The sequence below is a fragment of the Portibacter marinus genome (assembly GCF_021533195.1).
Lineage (GTDB): Bacteria > Bacteroidota > Bacteroidia > Chitinophagales > Saprospiraceae > Portibacter > Portibacter marinus.
This window is the reverse complement of sequence record NZ_JAJNKB010000003.1, coordinates 192,155-213,292: the sequence shown is the minus strand read 5'-3', so window position 1 is coordinate 213,292 and position 21,138 is coordinate 192,155. Positions and strand designations below refer to the sequence as shown.

Here is a 21,138-nt window from a genome sequence, read left to right as displayed (position 1 = left end):
TAAAAAACAAGCTTATCTAGAAAAAGTCTAAATAAAAATAGTGATCTTAACAAAGTTATGACAATTGCCTCGCAGCTAACAATGTAACGGTGTATGTTTTGCGCCTGACTCTGTATATTTTATGCAATTCGTAAGGCAATGGCGCTATTTTTGTTTTATTGAATTCAAAATAAGTGACATGACAAACACTATAAATTTGATAAACATGTAAAGACTTCAAACGGTTTAAAAAGTTTGTTGTTATAATATCGGAGGCCATGAAATAGTTTTCGAGATGTGGGTAAGTAATATGTTTTCAAGTCAATTTAATCTTAAAGTTTTCATTATTAATTTTTTACTGGTATCCGCTGTAATACCGGTTGCCTTTTACCTTTTTGAATTCAATTTTGAGTACTACTTTCGACTTTTGCAAGAGGATGGAGTGTTAGAGTGGTCTACTTTCTGGTCTTTTATATTTGCCTGTATTTTATTTGCCATCGCTACAATCAATCGGACTACTTCTGGATTTAAAGCTTATTGGTTTTTGGCCGGGTTGTCACTTTTTTGTCTTGTTTTCGCAATGGAAGAAATTTCATGGGGTCAAAGGCTTTTGGGTTACCGACCACCCAGTTATTTTTTGGCAGAGAATTATCAGCAAGAGCTAAATTTTCACAATATCATTGACACTAATTTCAGAAAGATTATTCTTTCGATTATTATTTTGGGTTATGGAGTTTTTTTACCATTGTTGAATAGCATACCATCAGCGCAAAAGTTGTTCACAAAGTGGAATATCATTTTACCTGATATCAACTTACTGGGAGCATTTGCTGCTACCTATATTTTGTATTTGACTTATCCGATCCGCTATTCTGGAGAGATCGTTGAATTTATGTTGGGACTGTGTTTTCTCTTTACAGCATTGAGCACACTCAAGAAACAAGATGCCAAAGTGTTTAAGCCCTACCAGGCGTACCTCATTAACACAGTAAGCAGTATTATAGTTATTGCTTTTGGTGCTGGGAATGTACTTTTGTCTCAGTTTATAAAAAACGATTCTCAACAGTATATCGATGCGGCACAAACTGAAGTGGAACAACTACACAAGGACTTCATGTTTTTAGTATCAGGAGAGTACGGACTACCGCGCTTGCAGTGTGGTTTTCACAGACGAGTCTATACTGCTGTCAATTTATACGATATCTATGATAGATTTGATACAGGCTATTTTGCCAGCCTAACACAACAAGGCTTAGAAGAAGAACGGGCTACCTTTTTTATTGATCCCTGGAATTCCCGATATTGGATTACAGATCAATGTACTGATTCTAATTCAAGGATTCTTGTCGTGTATTCTTTGGGTCCGGACCGCAAGCGTCAAAGTATAGGTTCTCAAATCAAAGGCGATGACATCGGGAAGACCTATCACTTTAGATTAAAGTAATCTGTATCAAAATATTTTGTCGATTAGAGCACTTGTAAGTGATACTACAGCTGCCAGACCCAAAGCCCACCAAAAGTTCTTAACCTTGAATTTTGGTAAAAACCAATCGGCTACCAGAATAAGGATGGCATTCAGTAACCAGTTAAAAATACTTAGTGTCAACAAACCAAGAGATACAATTCTCAAAAAGTTACCCAAAGTAAAGTCAAGAACAGCTACGACCAGTGCGACAACCACTGCCTGAAGAATGTCGCTTATAGTGACACCAGGAAGTAACTTGGCTCCGATAAAGAAAGCTGCCGCAGTAATGATGATGTTTAAAATCCACTCCATGTTTAGTTATTTTATTATTTAATCCTATTCCAGAACGATTGTTCGCTTGTGAATTTAATGAACAATATGAACTTGCAGGTAGTAACAGAAATAAAAATGATGAAGCAAATTTTATGTTTAATATTTGTGACCTGTAGCATGCTATTGCAAGCACAGGAGGGAACACCATCTGTCATTAGGGGAAGTGAACAATATTCATTGACCATAAAGACCTACATCGACAGCGGCGATTCACTGGTGAACGACGTAGATGTTTACCTATTTGATCCAGTCTCTAACGATCTTTTGGAGACCAAGACGACCACTGATGGGGAAGTGACTTTTGAAATAGACCCTCAAGTAGAATATGAAATACGAACTTGCAAAGAAGGCTTTCTAAAAGGAGGAATCAGTATTTATGAATGTAATGAAGGTGATGAAGTGCTTTGCAGTTTTGGAGCGGATGAGTATATCTTCATAGCCATGGGTGGGGAAGACAAACCCATTGCATATTTTGATGTCTACCTTGCATTGACTCCTCTAAAGCTTGGTTCAGTCTATGAACTAGAGAATGTGTATTACGATCTGGATGAATCCCATCTACGACCTAGAGGAAAAGATGAGTTGGACGAGTTGGCTAAAATCATGAAAAGAAATAAGTCTATAAAAATTGAATTGTCAAGTCATACCGATTCCCGAGCTAGCAATGAATATAATCTGGAACTTAGCCAACGAAGAGCTGAATCGTGTTATGAATACCTCGTTTCTCAGGGTATCTCTGCAGATCGAATCATTCCTAAAGGGTATGGGGAAACCAGGCTCCTTAATGAATGCAGCGACGGAGTAGAATGTACCGAGGAACAGCATCAAAGAAACAGAAGAACAGAAATAGAAGTGCTGGAATATGAACCCATTGAGTGCGAACCTTCCCTGGATGTAGATTTTCGTGTAAAGGATCTACAAATGGATAGTGACCGATAATCTTGATGGTTGACAAATCGACTTACAAAACAATTTGTATGTTTTCTCGATTTATTATAGCAAAGTGGAATTATTCTTCGTTAGTATGATCGATGACCACAATCTTTGCAACATAAAATTTAATAAATGAAGTATTTGACAATTCTAGTATTGAGTGGACTATTCTTAATTTCCTGTGGAGATAGAGAGAATCCAGAGATAAGGTTTGTAACTCCTGCTAACAATACACAGGTTGCTGCTGGCGAACAAATTTCTGTTCAAGTAGAGGTAACTGATAATGACGCATTGGATCGAATAGTGATCGGTGGCGAGAATTCAGGCATACCAGCCATAACTACTTTTGAAGCACCTGATAGACACACGGAGATATTTAATGTTTTTACTCCAACTGAAGCGCCAAGTGGTGCTGAAATTTCAGTGAATGTTCAAGCTACTGATGCGGCAGGAAATACAGCTGCTGACGATTTGATTTTGATTATTCAATAAAAAAAAGGCTGTCTCAATCGAGACAGCCTTCTTGATTATATAATAATCCGAATTAACTTTCAAATCGTACTGGAATGGTGATTTGAACCGCAACCGGTTCACCGTCCTTTATTCCAGGAGTCCAGTTTTTCATTTTTCCAACTACATCTACAGCTGCTTTCTGGCAGCCTTCGCATTTTTTCACTTTACTACTAGAAACATACTTCATGTCTGAAAGTGTTCCATCCTTCTCGATGACTACAATGACCTGCTCGAATCCTTTCTGGTTTCTGGCACCCTTCGGCACTTCCGTATTTTCTTTTACAAATTTTAGAATCTCTTCATTCGAGCATGCTAGAGGATCTTCTTTGACTGGACACTCTAATCCAAAAATGGGCTGTCTGTCTACATCTGTTACATTGTAGACAGCTCTATCAGTAGTTGATATCTCCAGCGTGTTGGTGGAGTTTATAATTGCCTTTTCTTCTTTTCTATCTACTTTTACGTCTTCGATTATATCATTTTCTGTGTTATCTGTTGCATTATCGCAGGAGGCAAATAGTGCTCCAACAGCGAGAACGAATAGCGGTAAGACGTTCTTAAATTTAAAATCTATTGCTTTCATATTTTTTAGCTTTGATCGTAAAGTATACTCGAAAAGGTACAGGAATGTTCGATTGCGAATGTTACACCAAGTGTAGTGATCACAACTAATATCAGAAAAGTAGAGTATGTATATCTGTGGTATCTCGAGTTTTTTCTAATATTACAGTATGAGAAACTTAATTGCATTACTTGCGCTGGTTTATGTCAATGTTATGGTTGGTCAATTGACTTACACTTCGGAACTCCATGTGCAGATTGGTGATTTGATAGAGTTTCAGGTAAATAACATTGTTGATCCTGAAACGGATTTTGAACTTACAGGTGAGAATGTCGAATGGGATTACGCTGATTTGGTCTCTCAAAGATTTGATAGTGTTCGTTTTGTAGATCCTAATGAATCCGGTTACAGATCAGCCTATTGCCTGGCTAATTTTATTTTTTTTAATTGCCAGGAGAGGTTCAATGATGTGACCAACATCGCTGTGAAAGCCTCTGATAGTCTCGGAATAGAAGGTTTTAGAACTGAGAATATTGTAAGACATTTTCTGCAATCAAAGGAACAGTACTCAGAGACCATGCTTGGGGTTTCAGTAGATTTCAATGGTACCTTGGTTCCCATAGGGATTGAATTTATCAACCCGGATACCATATATCAGTTTCCATTTACATACAACTCAAAGGATAGTTCAACAAGCAGATTAGAACTCGATCTAGGCTTGATTGGATTGGATGTAAGTTTCAGTCGGAATCGTAGAAGGATCAATCATGTGGATGGCTACGGAAGTTTAAAAACGCCTGCGGGTTCATATAATGAAGTATTAAAAATGAAGACACTGATCTTCAACTCAGATACTACATACTATGACACGGTTCGAATTGTGACCACCAGCAATGAAATAGAATATAAATGGTTTGCTAAAGGATTTGCAGATCCAGTCCTTCAAGTATGGGGTCTGAGAGTCAATGATTCTGAGTTATTGGGAGAAGTAAGATGGCAATCAATGGCGGAAACTTCTTCAGTGAGCCATCAAGTCTTTGATACCGAGATACTGGTTTCACCAAATCCTTTCAATGAAATGATCCAAGTGACTTCAGTAAATAAATTAAAAGAATTCAATTTGCTTGACGTCAATGGTCACTCTGTTTTTTCAAGCGAAGTCAACGGATTGTACCAATATCACATCTCAACCCCAGACTTGGATGCAGGCATTTATTTTCTAATCGTGTCCACTGAAAAAGGGAACAAGTTGCAAAAAGTGATTAAGGTAGAATAGAAATTAATGATCTAAGTTAATGTCTCTCAGCATAAAAGGAGCTGTAGTAAGAAGATGATTGGTTAAGCCCAACGTTTAAAGTTCTATTCATAGTCAGCCTCATTTATTTATCTCAATGAACTACTAAAGTGAGAACAAACGATCCTCTTGTTTCAAGATTTTGAGTGAGATCTCTGTCAAAAGGGCGTTCCAGATTATTGCCAGCAATATCTTCGATTAATGGATTGACCTCAATTTTATATTGACCAGGGCTTAAACTCACTTCCGGCTCAAATAAGATCGCTCTCTCACCATCTTGAATGGACCAAAAACCTTTTATTCCTTGCACGGAAAATGCGTCGAGTGTAGAGGCAACATCCATGACTTCATCGAAAATGATTTTCAGTCCAACTTTACCATTGACCTTCGTTGATTCTACACTCCATTTTTCAAAGTCAGGGCTTTGCCTATCAGCTGTTATGACTTTAAATTCTTTGTCATAATTTGTAGCAAGTTTTATCCCTTCCCGGTCTCTAATTTCACCTGATACCCTTAAGATGTAGTTCTGGCCAGGCTGAAAAACCGGCCCGAGCTTCTCATTCGGTCCCAACCCACGCTTTGTCCTTCCGGGTTCAATCCAAAGGCTGAGTTGAGTTCGATCTTCATTCCACAATTCAGGAATTTCATCGAGAATGGCGCGTTCAACCTCTTCACCTTTTTCATCAATAATGGAAATCCACTCGTAAGCAATCTCCATCATTGGTTTAGAAAAATGGACATTGAACTTCAAAATATTGGAAGGGATATCTGAAGTTGAGGGATAAATCGCCTGGACTTCGCCTATTATATAGTCATCTGGAAAGGAAACTGACCATGTTTTGACGGCTTCACCACAAACTGCTGTATAGAAACCATTTTTCATAAAAGGAATCAATGGCTTAAATGTGATGGTAGATGAATCTCGTTTATAATTACCAATAACCTCAAGCCCATCTGAAGGGCTCGAACCTTGATAGATAAAAAGATCGGTCAGGTTTGGCTCGCATTGACAGGATACTACATCATCAGCAATATCTATAATCTGTTGGCCACTTATTGCCAAATGGCCAATCATTATGATAATGAATAGTTGTGTTTTTAATCCTACAACCAACGACTTGCTCCTTGTTTAAGCACCAAATCACCTTCGGAAGTTCTTTGAAGCATCACGAAAGTATTGTCCTCATAGCGATCTAACTGTAAAACATTGACAAAAGGCAATGCTATAAAGTCTACTCCAGCAGTGGCAGATCGTTCCTCAACCGGGGTGGTTAGAGATTCATCAAACGCTTCAATATCTGCAACACTTATTTTCATCAACGCTCTGGAAGAATTGGCAATTAAAATATACCGCTCTCCCTCACTTTCTAATTCGATGATATCCAAAGGTGTATTCCAGTTGCCCAACTCAGCAATGGTGCGCCCTTTAGTGTGATTTCCGGTTTTTAGATCTGACATTGGAAATATAACAAGAGGAGTACAAGTGTAGCTGGCAATAACATGTGGTTCACCTTGAAGTTGAACAGTGGTAAAAGCTTTCACTGGCGAATTGGTTTCATACTGCCCATGAGCTGCATGGTAAATTTCCAGAGATCCGAAAGACTGTTCATCTTTGAACGGAAAGTCCATGGACCTGAAAGTTGACCCAAATTCTTTATTGCTTAGTCCTGTAAGCAGTACTTTTCCATTGTCGTAAGCAATGTCTGAAATAGCCCACTTTCTCAACGGTCGCTCTCTCCTGTCCATAGCATCTTCAGCGACCGGTTCTGCAATATTCATCTTAGAAAAACTAACATCAGTCAGATCGATCCAATCAAGCATCCCACCATTAACTTTAAAGAGCATAGATTGACCATTACCGTGCTGTACAGTCAGAAAAATATGCTTGCTTTTAGAGTGCACAGCCATATCTGTAATTTCAAATTGATCTTTAGTTGTACCTAGTTTGGTAGCTAAAAGCTCATCTACATTTTCAATTTCTTCAAAACTTCCGGCCATCTCAGCAACGTGATCAGTTAGGTCTATAGCCACCACTTGTGCTGACATGGCGTCGCCGATAAACAAAATATGATCGGGACCAAACACAATACTGCTCATAGATTTAATTTCGGGATTACCAGTGACGAAACCCTCCTTCCAATTGATATCTGTGGAATAAGCGATTAAGAAGCATAAAGCGAAGAACGAAGAAAGTATAATTTTTTTCATTGTAATTTATTTTTATTCAACTACTTAAGATAACATTAAATTTCCAGAATTGTTGGATGCTGTCAAAGTATTTGATTTGTTATATTTGACAAAAAACAACCTATATGAGTGCGTGCAAATATTCTTGCCAAATTTTGAAACACCTATTGCTTTCTTTTTTGATTTTATTGTTGTGGCCTTTTTGTTCAAAAGCCCAAAATGAAACAAAAGACAACGAATCTTCTGCGGAAAGTTATTATGCTCCAGTTAAGTATCGTTCTATTGGTCCATTTAGAGGAGGACGAAGTGTAGGTAGTTGTGGAGTCCCAGGAGATCCGCTTACCTACTACATGGGAACGACGGGAGGAGGATTATGGAAGACGGAGGATGCAGGGATGCACTGGCATAATGTTTCAGATGGATACTTTCAACTAGGTTCAGTAGGTGCTGTGGCAGTTGCGGATTCAGATCCCAATATTGTATATGTAGGGATGGGTGAACATGCACCCAGAGGTGTTATGACATCGCATGGAGATGGAGTTTATAAATCTACTGATGCAGGTAAATCATGGAAGCATTTGGGATTAGAGAAAACCCAGCACATTGCCAGAGTAAGGATACATCCTGACAATCCTGACATCGTATACATTGCTGCTCAAGGTGCACTTCACAGTGGTTCTGAAGAGAGAGGTATTTATAAATCAACGGATGGTGGTCAAACGTGGAAGAATGTATTATATGTCAACGACTTGACTGGTTGTTCTGAACTGGCTATGGATCCCACTAATCCAAATATTTTATATGCAACCATGTGGCATCATCAAAGATTACCCTGGAAAGTGATAAGTGGAGGACCTGGCAGCGGAGTTTACAAGTCCACCGACGCAGGAGAAACCTGGTTTAAAATTGAAGATGGTTTACCTGAAGAAAAAGGAAAAATGGCGATAAGTGTTAGTGCTGCTAATCCCTCCAAAGTTTACTGTCTGGTAGAAAGTGACAGCAATCAGGATAAAGGGGGATTATTTGTATCTGAAGACGCTGGAGAATCTTGGTCCATGGTATCCGGAGACAATCGATTGACGCAGCGCGCCTGGTACTACATTGAAGTTTTTGCGGATCCAAACGATGAAAACACGGTTTATGTCCTGAGTGCACCTGCGCTTAAATCCATTGATGGAGGCAAGTCATGGACCAGAATTACAGGCACCCATGGGGATTATCATGATTTATGGATCAATCCGGACAATTCAAAGAACCTTTGCATTTCAAATGATGGTGGAGCTGCCATTAGCTTTAATGGAGGTAAAACCTGGTCGACCCAATCCAATATGCCGACTGCCCAATTTTACAGGATTAATACAGATAATCAGTTCCCGTATAGAATATACGGCGGACAACAAGACAATTCTTCGGTTTCTATAGCTCATCGCGAATTTGAGTCATCGACGATTGGTTTCAGAAGTTGGGATGCGTCCGCTGGAGGAGAAAGCGCATTCTTAGCTTTTGATCCTGATGATCCAAGATTGGTCATGGGGGGAAGCTACCTTGGAACCATTGAAATATATGACAATCGGGCTAATGCGGGTACCAACATTATGGCTGCACCGATACAGTATTTGGGTCGTGAAGCCCGGGATATGAAATACCGTTTTAATTGGAATGCCCCCATCATTTGGTCAAAGCATGAACCAGGCACATTTTATCATGCAGCTCAGTTGGTATTAAGAACCAGAGATCAGGGACAAACCTGGGAGGAAGTATCTCCCGATTTGAGTCGAAATGATGATAGCAAACAAGGCAATGGCGGCGGCCCTTATACCAATGAAGCTGTGGGAGCTGAGAACTATGGAACCATCGCTTATCTGGCGGAGTCTCCACACAATAAAGGTGAAATTTGGGCTGGTACGGATGATGGCTATGTTCAGGTGACCAGAAATGGCGGAGAAACCTGGACCAATGTAACGCCTAAGGGTCTTCAGGAATCTTTGGTGAATGCCATTGATTTGTCACCACATAGTGCGGGTACTGCATTTATTGCCACAACCAGATATAAGTTTGACGACAAGAAGCCTTCTCTTTGGAAAACAACAGACTACGGTATGTCATGGACGAATATCACCGGAAATATTCCAGACGGATCTTATACCCGTGTCATCAGACAGGATACAGAAGACCCTGAACTTTTATTTGCTGGCACGGAGACTGGTGTATTTGTCAGTTATAATGGCGGAAAGGAGTGGGAAACTTTGCAACTTAATCTTCCTAAGACACCCATTCTGGATTTGAAAGTGGCTCATGATGACCTTATCGTAGCTACATCTGGGAGATCATTTTGGATATTAGACGATGTGGAACTACTGCGTCAGGAGAAACCTGAAAGTGAGGATGTTCATGTTTATGAACCAGCTCCTGTGGTCATGACAGATGGAAGGAGTGAATTGGATCGCTCAGGAGAAAAGATTGATGGAACAGATCCTTTAGAGGGGGTTAATCCAGCAGGGGGAGCGGTTATTTATTATCATTTGCCTGAATTAGCTGATTCTGTTAAAGTAGTAATGACGATTACAGACATGAATAATGAGGTAATAAGAGTACTGGACTCTGAGAAGGACGAAGATTTTAAATCTTGGGATGGTGGTCCCTCAGCAGAGCCGGTCATAGGAAATGAGAAAGGGTTGAACAGACATGTTTGGGATTTAAGATATGGCACCATGCCGGGCGTGGAAGATGTTTACATTGAAGGTTCTTTTAGAGGCCATAAGGTGTCTCCTGGTCAATATAAAGTAACGGTCCAGGCTGGTGAATGGAAGGATAGTAGTGAGATAACATTGACTCCAAACCCTCTTTATCCAACGACAATGGAGCAATACAAAGAATATGATGAATTCATGAAAAAAGCGGAACAGAAATTGACCGAAATGCACTTGATGGTGAGCAGGATGGATGAGTCAAGAAAGACCTTGGAACAAATTGTAAAAAAATTACCTGATAATGAGTCAAATCAGGAACTTCGAAATAAGGTCAAGGAAATTATTAAAAGAATGAAATCATGGGATGAGGATATGGTCCAAAGAAAATCTAAGGCTTATGATGATGTCGAAAACTTCCCCAATAAATTCACAGCTAACTATTTATATGCTATCAATTCAACAGAGAGTGATTTGCCCAGGGTAACCCAACCATCAAAAGACAGGGTTGAAGAGTTGAATACCAAATGGAAAGAACTCAAGGCTTCTGCTGACGAGATCATTAACAAGGAATTGCCGGATATCAATAAAGCTTTATGGGAAGCGGGAATAGGTGCTTTGATGATTGAAGGACGCGCCTAACGGAAACGCAAGAGTCGAATGTGACGGAGACTCTATAGAATTTTTAATCGTTTCTATCTATTTTGATGTATTATCTATTGATTAGATAGCATCTTTTGTCATAATTTAATTAATTTTAATGGTGTGATGAGTTTCGATAAATCAAGAGATCCAAAGAAATTCATATCATCTTTTATAGACCTACAAAAGTTCTGAAAATAATGGCTTCATTCACTTTAAAAATTAATGGGAAAAAACACGATGTTGATGTAGATCCCTCCACCCCTATTTTATGGGTTTTACGAGACCACCTCGATTTAGTGGGTACAAAATATGGTTGTGGAATAGCTCAGTGTGGAGCATGCACGATTCATTTAGATGGAGCTGCCATGCGCTCCTGCATCTTACCTGTATCCTCGGTAGAAGGTAAATCAATCACCACCATCGAAGGACTATCAGAGGAAGGTGATCATCCGGTTCAAAAAGCCTGGCTCGAACATGATGTGCCTCAATGTGGTTACTGCCAGGCAGGGCAAATCATGAGTGCTTCTGCATTATTGAATGATAATGCCAATCCGACGGATGCGGACATTGACTCTGCGATGAGTGGGAACATATGTAGGTGTGGAACTTACACCCGAATTAAAAAAGCGATCAAAACAGCTGCTAACTCCTAAATCTATACTAATGACAGTGATTAAAACAAAATTCAATAGAAGATCTTTTCTAAAAGTTACCGGAGCAGCTGGTGGTGGTATGCTAATTGGATTCAGTTGGTTAGGTGGTTGCGCTCCTGCTTCTGAGCCTGAGATTGCGATACCCAGTGAATGGTACGATATCAATGGATACATCAAGATAGGAGATACAGGTATGGTGACCATTTACTCCCCGAACCCTGAAATTGGACAGAATGTGATGACGTCCATGCCTATGATAGTAGCTGAAGAATTAGATGTACCCTGGGATCACGTAGTTGTTGAACAAGCACCTTTGAACACTGGCTTTTACCAGAATCAGTTTGCAGGTGGTAGTTTATCGATCAGGCTCAGTTGGGATGCATTGCGCATGGCCGGGGCTACTGGCCGTCAAATGTTGATGGAAGCTGCAGCTAAGGAATGGGGGATCGATGTTTCTGAAGTTAATGCTTCTGAGGGTAAGATCAGTGAAATCAATGGAGATCGCTCCATTGGATATGGTGAAATTGCTTCTAAGGCCGTTGGGATCGAAGTGCCTGAGGAGGTTCAACTAAAAGAGCCTAAGGATTATAAACTGATCGGAACCAGTAAGAAAAATGTGGTTGCTAAAGATATCGTTTCTGGCCGCCCCCTTTTCGGCTTGGACTTTAAGCGGGATGGTATGAAGTACGCGGTGATCCAGCACCCACCTGCGTTTGGTATGAAAATTAAAGATTTTAACATAGATGAGATAAAAGCAATGCCCGGTGTAACAGATGCCTTCATTATCGATACTGCTATAGATGATAGTAAGTGGTTTGATGAAAAGGGTTATCTCCAATTGATTGCCATTGTGGGTGACTCTACCTGGCCCTTATTCCAGGCTAAAAAAGCACTAAAAGCAAATTGGGAGGAGGATAGTGAGCTGGAGAGTACGGAATTGCATAATCAGAGACTAGATGAAGCACTTGCAAGTGGTGATGCTCAGGAAAGTAGAAAAGACGGTGATACAGAAGCTGCGTTTAAGAATGCCGCCAAGGTAATCGAACGAACCTACACTGCACCATTCATAGCCCATAACACATTGGAGCCTATGAATTTCTTTGCCAATGTAACAGCTGATAAAGCAGAATTAATCGGACCGACACAAACTCCTGCATCACTTGAAGAAACCGTTTCCAAATTACTGGATATTCCTGTAGAAAACATTACGGTCAATATGACAAGGATTGGTGGTGGTTTTGGAAGAAGACTTTATGTTCATTTTGGAGTAGAAGCCGCAGCCATATCTAAGAAAATCGGAGCTCCCGTTAAACTTGTCTACACTCGTGAAGACGATATGACACAAGGCACCTATAGGCCTACTTATAAGTCCATCTATAAGGCAGGTCTTGATGAAAATAACAATCTGATCGCTTTCGAAGTGAAGGGAGCAGGACTTCCAGAAGGACCTGTTTTCCCTAATCGTTTCCCTGCCGGAGCAGTAGACAACTATTCGGCAGAGAAAATTCATGCAAGTACAAACGTCACTACTGGAGCCTGGCGCGCGCCAAGATCTAATTTTACAGCGGGTGCGGAGCAATCATTTCTCGATGAAGTAGCTGAAGCTGCAGGTAAAGATCCTATTGATTTCAGGCTGGAACTATTTGAGCGTGCCAAAGAGAACCCTGTGGGTGAAGAGTATGAGTACGATGCAGAAAGATATGCTGGTGTATTAAAGTTAGTTAAAGAAAAATCAGGTTGGGGTACTGAAAAGCCGGGAATTCACAGAGGTGTTGCCGCCTATTTCTGTCACTCTACTTATGTTGCAGAAGTGATGGATATCGAAGTAGTGAATGGCGAGCCGAAAGTACAAAAAGTATGGTGTGCTGTTGATTGTGGTATCGTCATAAATAAAGATGCAGCCAAAAATATGATCGAAGGAGGTGTAGTAGATGGTATAGGGCATGCCATGTATAGTAAGCTGACCTTTGAGGATGGAGCACCTAAAGAGGAAAACTTCAATAATTATCAATTAATACGTCATCACCAGGCTCCGGCAGAAATAGAAACTTTCTTTGTGGAAAATGAAATTTCACCAACGGGTTTAGGTGAACCGGGATTACCTCCTGCCATGGGTGCACTGGCCAATGCTATGTATAAGGCGACAGGAACACGATATTATCATCAGCCTTTCTCTTCTTCGGATCAGGGTCAAAAAACAGTGATTGGATAGTAAATGGCAAAGTTAACACTGAATGCAGATTGCGGTAATTCACCGAAGTTGACATTTATTAAAGAGTTTAATATTGCATTTGGGGAGGGTGACGATGAATTCTTAGTGGATTGTGTTACCGATGACATCATCTGGGAAATCGTAGGAGAAAAGACAATTGAAGGAAAAGAGAAGTACAAAAAGGAGATTCTTAAGATGAAAGAATATAAGGTCTCAGAAATGGTTGTCGATAAAGTATTGAGCCATGGTAAAACTGGCGCTGCAAATGGAGTATTGTCCATGTCCGATGGAAAACGCTACGCTTTTGCTGATTTTTATGAATTCAAAAGTCACACTTCGACCCAATTGAAGTCTATTACCTCCTATTCAATGGAAGTAGAATAAGCATTTAGGAAAAATCATGGCTTATAAAAAGCTTAAGTTTTGGTTTGATGAGGAATTGGCTGAGGGTCTTGCCGATAAGATATCTAACGTTCGTCAAGATTTTCCAAGAGAAAATTTCATATCTGATGTGACACAGGCAGTGGCATCCCTTGAACTTAAAGAAAGGGTAGAGTTAATTTGTGATGAGTTTCATGCGAAACTAGGAGGTGCCTATCCACAAAATGTCGAAATACTTCTGTCTATTCTCGGTCCCGAAAATCCTAATGAAACTGGAATGTTTACGGAGTTTTACTGGGTGATGCCTATAGCAAAATACGTGGAAAAGTACGGTATCAACTATTTTGAAGTTTCGATGAAGGCAATTAAAGAAATTACAAAGAGAAATACAAGCGAGTACGCCATCAGGCCTTATCTACGCACATATACAGAGCAGACTCTTTCACAAATGTTGCTATGGTCCGATGATGAAAACTTCCACGTGAGAAGATTGGCCAGTGAAGGCGTAAGACCGAGATTGCCCTGGGCGAGCAAACTAGATGTATTTATTCAACGTCCTAAATTAATACTTCCCATACTAGACAATCTTCACAATGACAAGATTAAGTATGTCCAAAAATCTGTCGCCAATTGTCTAAATGATATACTGAAAGACAACATTGATATAGGAAAAGAACTCATTGATAAGTGGAAAGAGGGTTATTGCAGTAAGGAGTGCAATTGGATCATTAAACATGCCTTGCGAAACTTACTTAAAAATAATGATTCCTGGGCACAAAAAGTGGTTGCATGATAGATACAGTGGACAATTACTTAACAGATGGCTGCATGCGATGTGCTTTGGGCGGTACTCCGGATTGCAAAGTGTTAAAGTGGACAGATGAGTTGAAATTATTGCGAGACATCGTCTTGGATTGTGGATTGACTGAAGAGGTGAAGTGGGGCGTTCCCTGCTACACAGTGGACGGAGTGAATGTTTTAATAGTGAGTGCTTTCATAGATTATTGTTGCATCAGTTTTTTTAAGGGTGTAATGTTAAAAGATGAAGGCGGATACCTTGTAAAACCCGGGCCAAATTCACAATCAGCCAGGCTTTTTAAGTTTACCACCGTAAAAGATATACAAAAGAACATTGATGTCATTAAAGCATATATTTTTGAGGCCATCGAGATTGAAAAGACAGGGCTTAAAGTTGCCTTTAAAGAAGAGCCAGAGCCCATGCCAAAGGAATTGATTGAAAAAATGGAAAATGATCCTGTTTTTAAGAATGCCTTTGAATCTCTAACACTGGGACGTCGACGCGGATACATTATATACTTCAGTGGCGCCAAGCAGTCTCAAACCAGAAAGGACAGAATTGAGAAATCCGCTGATAAGATACTCAATGGTGAAGGAATGCATGATCATTACAAAGGCAGAGTCAAAAAAGCAGAAAAATGAGCCCCGTACTAAGAAATATTATAGCAATCATTACCGGGTGGATTTCCGGAAGTGTAGTTAATATAGGACTAATACAACTTGGACACATGGTTATGCCATTAGAAGGAGTAGATCCTAATGACATGGAAGCTCTTGCAGCTGCAATGCCAGATGCGGATCCGTTATTCTTCATCTTCCCATTTCTTGCCCATGCCATTGGTACTGTGGTAGGTGCCACTGTTGCAACCCTCATTGCTGCGGGAGGTAAATTGAAATACGCATTGACGATTGGCTTCATATTCTTGCTAGGTGGCATTTGGGCTTCTACTATGTTGCCTGCACCTGTCTGGTTCATCGTTTTGGACTTATCCTTAGCGTATCTTCCTATGGCGTGGGTCGGCTACAGAATAGGTAAGGCGATTCAAAGAAAAAATTAAAGAATGAATCAAGCACATGGTGAATATGAAGTTCCAGGGCAAACCAGAATTGGTCATGTTCATTTGAAAGTATCTGATCTAAACAGGTCGCTTGCTTTTTATTGTGATTTACTTGGATTCAAATTGATGCAAAAAATAGGCGACCAAGCAGCCTTTATATCTGCCGGAGGCTATCATCATCACATAGGATTAAATACCTGGTATTCCAAAGGCCAACCCTCTGCGCCTAGAAATACGACGGGGTTATTCCACACCGCTATATTATATCCGTCGAGAAATGATTTAAGTCATATCTATCGTCGTTTGCTTACGTTTTCATACCCTTTAACCGGAGCGGCAGACCATGGAGTTTCCGAAGCAATTTATTTGGATGATCCGGACGGAAATGGAGTAGAATTGTATTGGGATCGCCCCAAAACAGATTGGCCGTTAACCAGCAATGGTAGCATAGAAATGTTTACCAAATCACTGGATTTGGAGGGTCTGCTTCGTCTCACCGAATAGTTTTACTGATCTTAAATGTTCTTGAAGGTACAATTAGGGAATTCAGAGATGCCGTATGTCTGAAAAATTCTTTTATCTTTTCATCCTAAACGAAATATTACTTTAAGATGAAATATTGCATTGCACTCATAGCCATTGTGTTGGCTTCATTTTCTATTAACGGACAATCTTCAAAAAAGAAAACCAATCAATCTAAAGATCAAAAATCAGAATTACCGAAATTCAATGACTTGAAATGGCGAAATATTGGTCCCTTCAGAGGGGGCAGAAGTGTTACGTCTTCTGGTGTCGTAGGTCAGCCTATGACTTACTACATGGGTTCTACAGGAGGAGGTATTTGGAAAACTGAAGATGATGGCATTACCTGGATGAATGTTTCAGATGGTTTTTTAAAGACAGGAACCGTCGGCGCCATCGCTGTTTCTGAAAGCAATCCGAATATTGTAATAGCAGGTATGGGTGAGCATGCAGCAAGAGGGGTAATGACTTCCATGGGCGACGGTGTTTATAAATCCACAGATGCAGGTAAAACCTGGAATCACATTGGTCTGGATGCGTCAAGACATATCTCTGATGTCATTATCCACCCTAATAATCCCGATATCGTATTTGTTACTGTTCAGGGTGCTCAATATGGTCCTACAGAAGAGCGCGGTGTTTACAAATCTGTGGATGGTGGACAGAACTGGAAGAAAGTATTGTATGTGAATGACATCACCGGCGCTTCTTCGCTCTCTATGGATATGAACAATCCCCTTATTCTTTATGCGGCTATGTGGCAACATGAGAGAAAGCCCTGGACTATGCAGTCCGGTGGAAAGGACTCCGGCTTATATAAGTCCACGGACGGTGGGGAAACCTGGAAGAGAATGGATAAGGGGTTGCCAGTCATGATGGGTAAGGCTGGAATTAGTGTTTCTAGAGCCAATTCGGATCGTGTTTTTGCTGTACTGGAAGCTGCAAAGGATAGTAGTGGTGTTTATCGATCTGATGATGCAGGTAAAACCTGGAAGCAAGTCAATAAAGACCGAATAAATGTCACAAGATCCTGGTACTATATGGAAATATTTGCAGATCCTCAAGATGAAAACTGGGTTTATGTCCTCAATGCCCCAGCCATGAAATCTATAGATGGCGGTAGGACTTTCTCCAGGATGTCGACTCCACACGGAGACAACCATCATCTTTGGATCAATCCTCATGATCATATGAAGATGATTAATTCAAATGATGGCGGAGCGAATGTTTCAAATAATGGTGGTAAATCTTGGAGTACACAACAAAATCAACCCACTTCCCAGTTTTACAGAGTCATCACAGACAATCTGGTTCCTTACAATGTTTACGGGGGTCAACAAGATAACTCTGCTATTTCCATAAAGAGTAGAACCAATGATGGTGGAATAGACTGGAAAGACTGGCATTCTGTAGCTGGATGTGAAAGTGCATACCTTGCTTTCGATCCCGATAATCCAGAATTGGTATATGGAGGATGTTACCAGGGTATAATAGGAAAGTATGTGACCAGCATTATGGTGGAAAAAGAAATCAAAGAGTATCCTGAATTGAGTTTAGGGCAGGCACCCATTGATTTTAAGTATAGGTTCAATTGGAACGCGCCGATTATTTCGTCGCCTCATGATCGATCTGTCATTTATCATGCAGGAAATGTGGTATTTAAAACAGAGGATGAGGGTCAAAGCTGGAAAAGAGTTAGTCCTGATTTAACAAGAAACAATAAAGATCAACAGGGCCCTGGTGGAGGACCATTTACGAATGAGGCAGCAGGAGGAGAAAATTACAATACCATCATGTACCTGGTTGAATCACCCCACCAGGAAGGTGTTTTGTGGGCAGGTAGTGATGATGGGCTGGTACATATAACAATCGATGGTGGAGACAATTGGACCAACGTAACACCGAAAAATATGCCAGAAGGTATTGTCAATTCTATTGAAGTATCTCCACATGATCCGGAAACTGCATACATCGTTTTGATGAGATATAAGATGATGGACCTGAATTCTTATATATACAAAACTGAGGACAATGGTAAGAATTGGACCAAGATCGTCAATGGACTGGACGATGCACATGGGTTCGCGAGAGTAGTTCGCGAAGATAGAAATCAAGAAGGTTTATTGTATGCAGGAACTGAAACGGGGATGTATATTTCCACCGATGACGGTCAAAATTGGCACAAATGGCAATTGAACCTACCTATTGTACCGATTAATGACTTGACCATACAGAATAATGATCTTGTAGTAGCTACTGCAGGAAGGTCTTTCTGGATCTTAGACGATGTTGCTCCACTTCAAAGTCATGCCATTGACACTACACAAATAGCATTGATCAAACCACAGGATACCTATCGGCTTTTTGGAGGAAGCAGTTCTGAACCTCAACCAGGATTGGGGCAAAATCCACCACAGGGTGTAATGATTGATTACTTTCTACCTGAAAACATGGACAGTTCTGAACTGACTTTAAACATTTATTGGGCAGATAGCCTCATTAGAACCATCTCTAATCAAAAAATGAAAGGATTTAAGTCCTGGCAAGGTGGACCATCTGCACCAGAGACTATTCCTTCTAAAAAGGGTTTCAACAGATTTGTGTGGGATTTTAGGACAAGCCCTATTTCTTCTGTAGAAGATGTTTTTGTCTATGGTAGTTACGATGGCTATAGGGTGGTGCCTGGTGATTACAAATTGGAACTGGTCAAGGGAGATACAAAAGAAGAAGCGATGGTGAAAGTTCTGCCCAATCCAAACATTGAAGCATCTTCCAAGGACTTTATAACTCAAAGGAATATCCTTCAAACCATTGACCAGACCATCAGAGATATTCATAATTCGGTTACTAAAATCCGATCGGCCAAAAGTCAAATATTGACCTATAAAAAGTTACTGAAGGAAAATGAGGAAGCTAAAGAATTGTTGGTCCAGGGCGACACTATTTTGGCTCACATTGAAAACTGGGAAGAGCAATTGATTCAACCAGATCAAAAGACTTTTCAGGATGTCATCAATTATAATAACAAATTGAATGCTGAGTTTATGAATCTGAAATCATACATTGATTCACCCATGCCTGCATTGACTGATGGAGCAACTCTTAGATTTGCTGATTTGATGAAGGAATTCGATGAACTGGAGGAAGAACGTAAGCAGATTACTGAAGTTGAGATGCAGAAGTATAACGATATGTACAAATCACTTAATCTACCGGCGATCATTTTAGATTAAGGCATGATACATTCTGGATTGGGATCGTGGTCTAAGACGGCCCTTGCTTTTGTAATGGCTTATTTATTGTATTGGTAGGGGATAGGAGAGGCATGTGTTTCCATAATTATATGAGAATACTTCGTTCATACTAATTAACCTATAAAGCCAATGCAATTTTTTGAAGCAAGAGAAGGGAAATTTCAATTTAGGGCGTTTACCCTGATTGTTTCTTTGATCCTACTTGTCACTGTGGCTCATGCACAAACCAGTTATCGCTATTTGTTAACCGGGAATTACGACGAGCTTTCAGGCAATCATGTACCACTTCAGCCATTGGCAAATTCAGACGGAGAAACGGGTTTTTTCAATCCATTTGCCGTGCCGACATCGACTTGTCCTCAAACTTTTCAAGTAGATGGGTATCATTTTTTTGATAATGCGGGTTTAAGATTTGTTAATGATGATTTCATAGATTGCGGTTATACGATAAAATTTACGTTTCATGTGAAGGACCTGGACGGGTCACAAGGATGGGTGCGGCTTTTGAATTTCACCCCCTCTGATGATAATGGCATATATATAAAATTGACAGACCGACCTACAAATGGTACACTAGAGTTTTGGCCCAATGGCACCGTAGGGGCGGATAATTTTTTCAATTCAATAGATCTTTACCAATTTGTAATCACCAGAACATGCAGTGGTGAAGTGAATATTTATGTCAATGGGGAGTTTTTTGCGAGTTATGACGACTCTTCGGATCCATTGTATCTACCGAACGATGGAGACAACCTGATCGATTTTTTTCAAGATGACACTGCCGTTCCTAATGAAGCGTCACCTGGTTGGGTGAAAAACATCGAAGTTAGCAATGCACCTATTGGGACCGATGAAATTCAGGAAGACTGGGATAACTTTTGTCAGGAACTTCAGGATGTGGATTGCGCTGGAGTGTTGAATGGTACAGCTGTAGTGGACAGCTGTGGAGTATGTTTGCAGCCAGATGATCCTCAGTTTAATCAAAGTTGTTTCGACTGTGCCGGAGAAGTAAATGGACCTGCTATCATCGATAGCTGTGGAGTCTGTTTGCAGCCAGATGATCCTGATTTTAATCAGTCTTGTGCTGACTGTGCAGGGACGCCTAATGGTCCTGCCGTGATAGATTCATGCGGAGTATGCGCTGTACCAGATACTGATGCATTTAATGCCAGTTGTGCAGATTGTGCAGGTACGCCTAATGGAAGTGCCATCCTCGATTCTTGTGGAGTTTGTATCTTGCCAAATGATCCCCTGTTCAATCAATCTTGCTTAGATTGTGCCGGCGTACCTAATGGAACCGCCGTGCTAGATGAATGCAATGTCTGCCTGGAACCCAATGATCCGGACTTTAACCAATCCTGCACCATAAAATTCTATATGCCTTCAGCATTTTCTCCTAATGAAGATGGAATCAATGATGTATTCGAAGTCTTCAAAAGCGATGATGCACCCGCCAGTATTCAATCATACAGGGTTTTTAATATCTGGGGAGAAATGATCCATGAATCCAGGAATTTTGAATTCGGAGATTTAAACCAATATTGGGATGGTAAATATCAAGGTGAAATAGTTAGTGCAGGCATATATATTTATATGATAGAAGTACTTTTCGAAAATGGAACGGTTGAATTACTCAAAGGGGATGTAGCAATTATCAGATAA

At 40.3% G+C, this 21,138-nt stretch carries 18 protein-coding genes; 14 read left to right on the top strand and 4 right to left on the bottom strand.

All coding sequences use genetic code 11. The features are described 5' to 3' along the window. Positions 1-274: 274 nt before the first annotated feature. Positions 275-1,423 (top strand): hypothetical protein, encoded by a 1,149-nt coding sequence (locus tag L2567_RS08590; protein WP_235297347.1) that lies wholly within the window; start codon positions 275-277, stop codon positions 1,421-1,423. Between the two features lie 6 nt (positions 1,424-1,429). Here L2567_RS08590 and L2567_RS08585 read toward each other — a convergent pair whose 3' ends face one another. Continuing rightward, on the bottom strand, positions 1,430-1,756 hold the full coding sequence (locus L2567_RS08585; RefSeq protein WP_235297346.1) for a phage holin family protein: 327 nt from the start codon (positions 1,754-1,756) through the stop codon (positions 1,430-1,432). A gap of 99 nt (positions 1,757-1,855) precedes the next feature. Here L2567_RS08585 and L2567_RS08580 point away from each other — a divergent pair, with 99 nt between their 5' ends. Further along, positions 1,856-2,716 carry an OmpA family protein gene (locus L2567_RS08580; RefSeq protein WP_235297345.1) on the top strand — a complete coding sequence of 287 codons (861 nt, stop codon included), beginning with the start codon at positions 1,856-1,858 and terminating at the stop codon, positions 2,714-2,716. A 126-nt stretch (positions 2,717-2,842) separates the two neighbouring features. Next, positions 2,843-3,202, top strand: a complete 360-nt coding sequence (locus L2567_RS08575; protein WP_235297344.1) for an Ig-like domain-containing protein — start codon at positions 2,843-2,845, stop codon at positions 3,200-3,202. 52 nt (positions 3,203-3,254) lie between these two features. Here L2567_RS08575 and L2567_RS08570 read toward each other — a convergent pair whose 3' ends face one another. Continuing rightward, complete coding sequence (locus tag L2567_RS08570) at positions 3,255-3,806, bottom strand: energy transducer TonB (protein ID WP_235297343.1); 552 nt, start codon at positions 3,804-3,806, stop codon at positions 3,255-3,257. Between the two features lie 148 nt (positions 3,807-3,954). On the opposite strand from L2567_RS08570, the gene L2567_RS08565 reads away from it, so the two are divergent. After that, positions 3,955-5,061 carry a T9SS type A sorting domain-containing protein gene (locus tag L2567_RS08565; RefSeq protein ID WP_235297342.1) on the top strand — a complete coding sequence of 369 codons (1,107 nt, stop codon included), beginning with the start codon at positions 3,955-3,957 and terminating at the stop codon, positions 5,059-5,061. A gap of 112 nt (positions 5,062-5,173) precedes the next feature. On the opposite strand, the gene L2567_RS08560 is transcribed toward L2567_RS08565, so the two are convergent. Both L2567_RS08560 and L2567_RS08555 read right to left on the bottom strand, forming a co-directional pair. Continuing rightward, positions 5,174-6,154 (bottom strand): Ig-like domain-containing protein, encoded by a 981-nt coding sequence (locus L2567_RS08560; RefSeq protein ID WP_235297341.1) that lies wholly within the window; start codon positions 6,152-6,154, stop codon positions 5,174-5,176. 29 nt (positions 6,155-6,183) lie between these two features. Continuing rightward, entirely contained in the window at positions 6,184-7,287 is a 1,104-nt protein-coding gene (locus tag L2567_RS08555; RefSeq protein ID WP_235297340.1) for a hypothetical protein, read from the bottom strand. 134 nt (positions 7,288-7,421) lie between these two features. Here L2567_RS08555 and L2567_RS08550 point away from each other — a divergent pair, with 134 nt between their 5' ends. The 10 genes from L2567_RS08550 to L2567_RS08505 all read left to right on the top strand — a co-directional run bounded on the left by L2567_RS08550 (position 7,422) and on the right by L2567_RS08505 (position 21,138). After that, a complete protein-coding gene (locus tag L2567_RS08550; RefSeq protein ID WP_235297339.1) occupies positions 7,422-10,595 on the top strand; it encodes a WD40/YVTN/BNR-like repeat-containing protein in 3,174 nt (1,057 codons plus the stop codon). A gap of 200 nt (positions 10,596-10,795) precedes the next feature. Further along, complete coding sequence (locus L2567_RS08545) at positions 10,796-11,251, top strand: (2Fe-2S)-binding protein (protein ID WP_235297338.1); 456 nt, start codon at positions 10,796-10,798, stop codon at positions 11,249-11,251. 10 nt (positions 11,252-11,261) lie between these two features. Next, on the top strand, positions 11,262-13,463 hold the full coding sequence (locus L2567_RS08540) for a molybdopterin cofactor-binding domain-containing protein (RefSeq protein ID WP_235297337.1): 2,202 nt from the start codon (positions 11,262-11,264) through the stop codon (positions 13,461-13,463). Between the two features lie 3 nt (positions 13,464-13,466). Then, positions 13,467-13,847, top strand: coding sequence for a nuclear transport factor 2 family protein (locus L2567_RS08535; protein ID WP_235297336.1), 381 nt, complete (start codon positions 13,467-13,469; stop codon positions 13,845-13,847). A 13-nt stretch (positions 13,848-13,860) separates the two neighbouring features. Further along, positions 13,861-14,637: a DNA alkylation repair protein gene (locus tag L2567_RS08530; protein WP_406626678.1), complete on the top strand. Its 777-nt coding sequence runs from the start codon at positions 13,861-13,863 to the stop codon at positions 14,635-14,637. After that, positions 14,634-15,284, top strand: coding sequence for a YdeI/OmpD-associated family protein (locus L2567_RS08525; RefSeq protein WP_235297334.1), 651 nt, complete (start codon positions 14,634-14,636; stop codon positions 15,282-15,284). The genes L2567_RS08530 and L2567_RS08525 overlap by 4 nt, the downstream gene beginning before the upstream one ends. Beyond that, positions 15,281-15,700: a hypothetical protein gene (locus L2567_RS08520; protein WP_235297333.1), complete on the top strand. Its 420-nt coding sequence runs from the start codon at positions 15,281-15,283 to the stop codon at positions 15,698-15,700. The genes L2567_RS08525 and L2567_RS08520 overlap by 4 nt, the downstream gene beginning before the upstream one ends. 3 nt (positions 15,701-15,703) lie before the next feature. Continuing rightward, the gene (locus tag L2567_RS08515) at positions 15,704-16,204 is read left to right on the top strand and encodes a VOC family protein (protein WP_235297332.1); all 501 of its coding nucleotides are present in this window, start codon (positions 15,704-15,706) and stop codon (positions 16,202-16,204) included. 107 nt (positions 16,205-16,311) lie between these two features. Continuing rightward, positions 16,312-19,455, top strand: a complete 3,144-nt coding sequence (locus tag L2567_RS08510) for a WD40/YVTN/BNR-like repeat-containing protein (RefSeq protein ID WP_235297331.1) — start codon at positions 16,312-16,314, stop codon at positions 19,453-19,455. Between the two features lie 150 nt (positions 19,456-19,605). Continuing rightward, positions 19,606-21,138, top strand: coding sequence for a T9SS type B sorting domain-containing protein (locus L2567_RS08505; protein ID WP_235297330.1), 1,533 nt, complete (start codon positions 19,606-19,608; stop codon positions 21,136-21,138).

Bases quoted from the DNA above. Each gene is read 5' to 3' on its own strand.
- L2567_RS08560 (WP_235297341.1), bottom strand. From the start codon at position 6,154: ATGATTGGCCATTTGGCAATAAGTGGCCAACAGATTATAGATATTGCT.
- L2567_RS08590 (WP_235297347.1), top strand. From the start codon at position 275: ATGTGGGTAAGTAATATGTTTTCAAGTCAATTTAATCTTAAAGTTTTC.
- L2567_RS08510 (WP_235297331.1), top strand. From the start codon at position 16,312: ATGAAATATTGCATTGCACTCATAGCCATTGTGTTGGCTTCATTTTCT.
- L2567_RS08535 (WP_235297336.1), top strand. From the start codon at position 13,467: ATGGCAAAGTTAACACTGAATGCAGATTGCGGTAATTCACCGAAGTTG.
- L2567_RS08575 (WP_235297344.1), top strand. From the start codon at position 2,843: ATGAAGTATTTGACAATTCTAGTATTGAGTGGACTATTCTTAATTTCC.
- L2567_RS08555 (WP_235297340.1), bottom strand. From the start codon at position 7,287: ATGAAAAAAATTATACTTTCTTCGTTCTTCGCTTTATGCTTCTTAATC.
- L2567_RS08540 (WP_235297337.1), top strand. From the start codon at position 11,262: ATGACAGTGATTAAAACAAAATTCAATAGAAGATCTTTTCTAAAAGTT.
- L2567_RS08520 (WP_235297333.1), top strand. From the start codon at position 15,281: ATGAGCCCCGTACTAAGAAATATTATAGCAATCATTACCGGGTGGATT.
- L2567_RS08565 (WP_235297342.1), top strand. From the start codon at position 3,955: ATGAGAAACTTAATTGCATTACTTGCGCTGGTTTATGTCAATGTTATG.
- L2567_RS08570 (WP_235297343.1), bottom strand. From the start codon at position 3,806: ATGAAAGCAATAGATTTTAAATTTAAGAACGTCTTACCGCTATTCGTT.
- L2567_RS08515 (WP_235297332.1), top strand. From the start codon at position 15,704: ATGAATCAAGCACATGGTGAATATGAAGTTCCAGGGCAAACCAGAATT.
- L2567_RS08505 (WP_235297330.1), top strand. From the start codon at position 19,606: ATGCAATTTTTTGAAGCAAGAGAAGGGAAATTTCAATTTAGGGCGTTT.
- L2567_RS08585 (WP_235297346.1), bottom strand. From the start codon at position 1,756: ATGGAGTGGATTTTAAACATCATCATTACTGCGGCAGCTTTCTTTATC.
- L2567_RS08580 (WP_235297345.1), top strand. From the start codon at position 1,856: ATGAAGCAAATTTTATGTTTAATATTTGTGACCTGTAGCATGCTATTG.
- L2567_RS08525 (WP_235297334.1), top strand. From the start codon at position 14,634: ATGATAGATACAGTGGACAATTACTTAACAGATGGCTGCATGCGATGT.
- L2567_RS08545 (WP_235297338.1), top strand. From the start codon at position 10,796: ATGGCTTCATTCACTTTAAAAATTAATGGGAAAAAACACGATGTTGAT.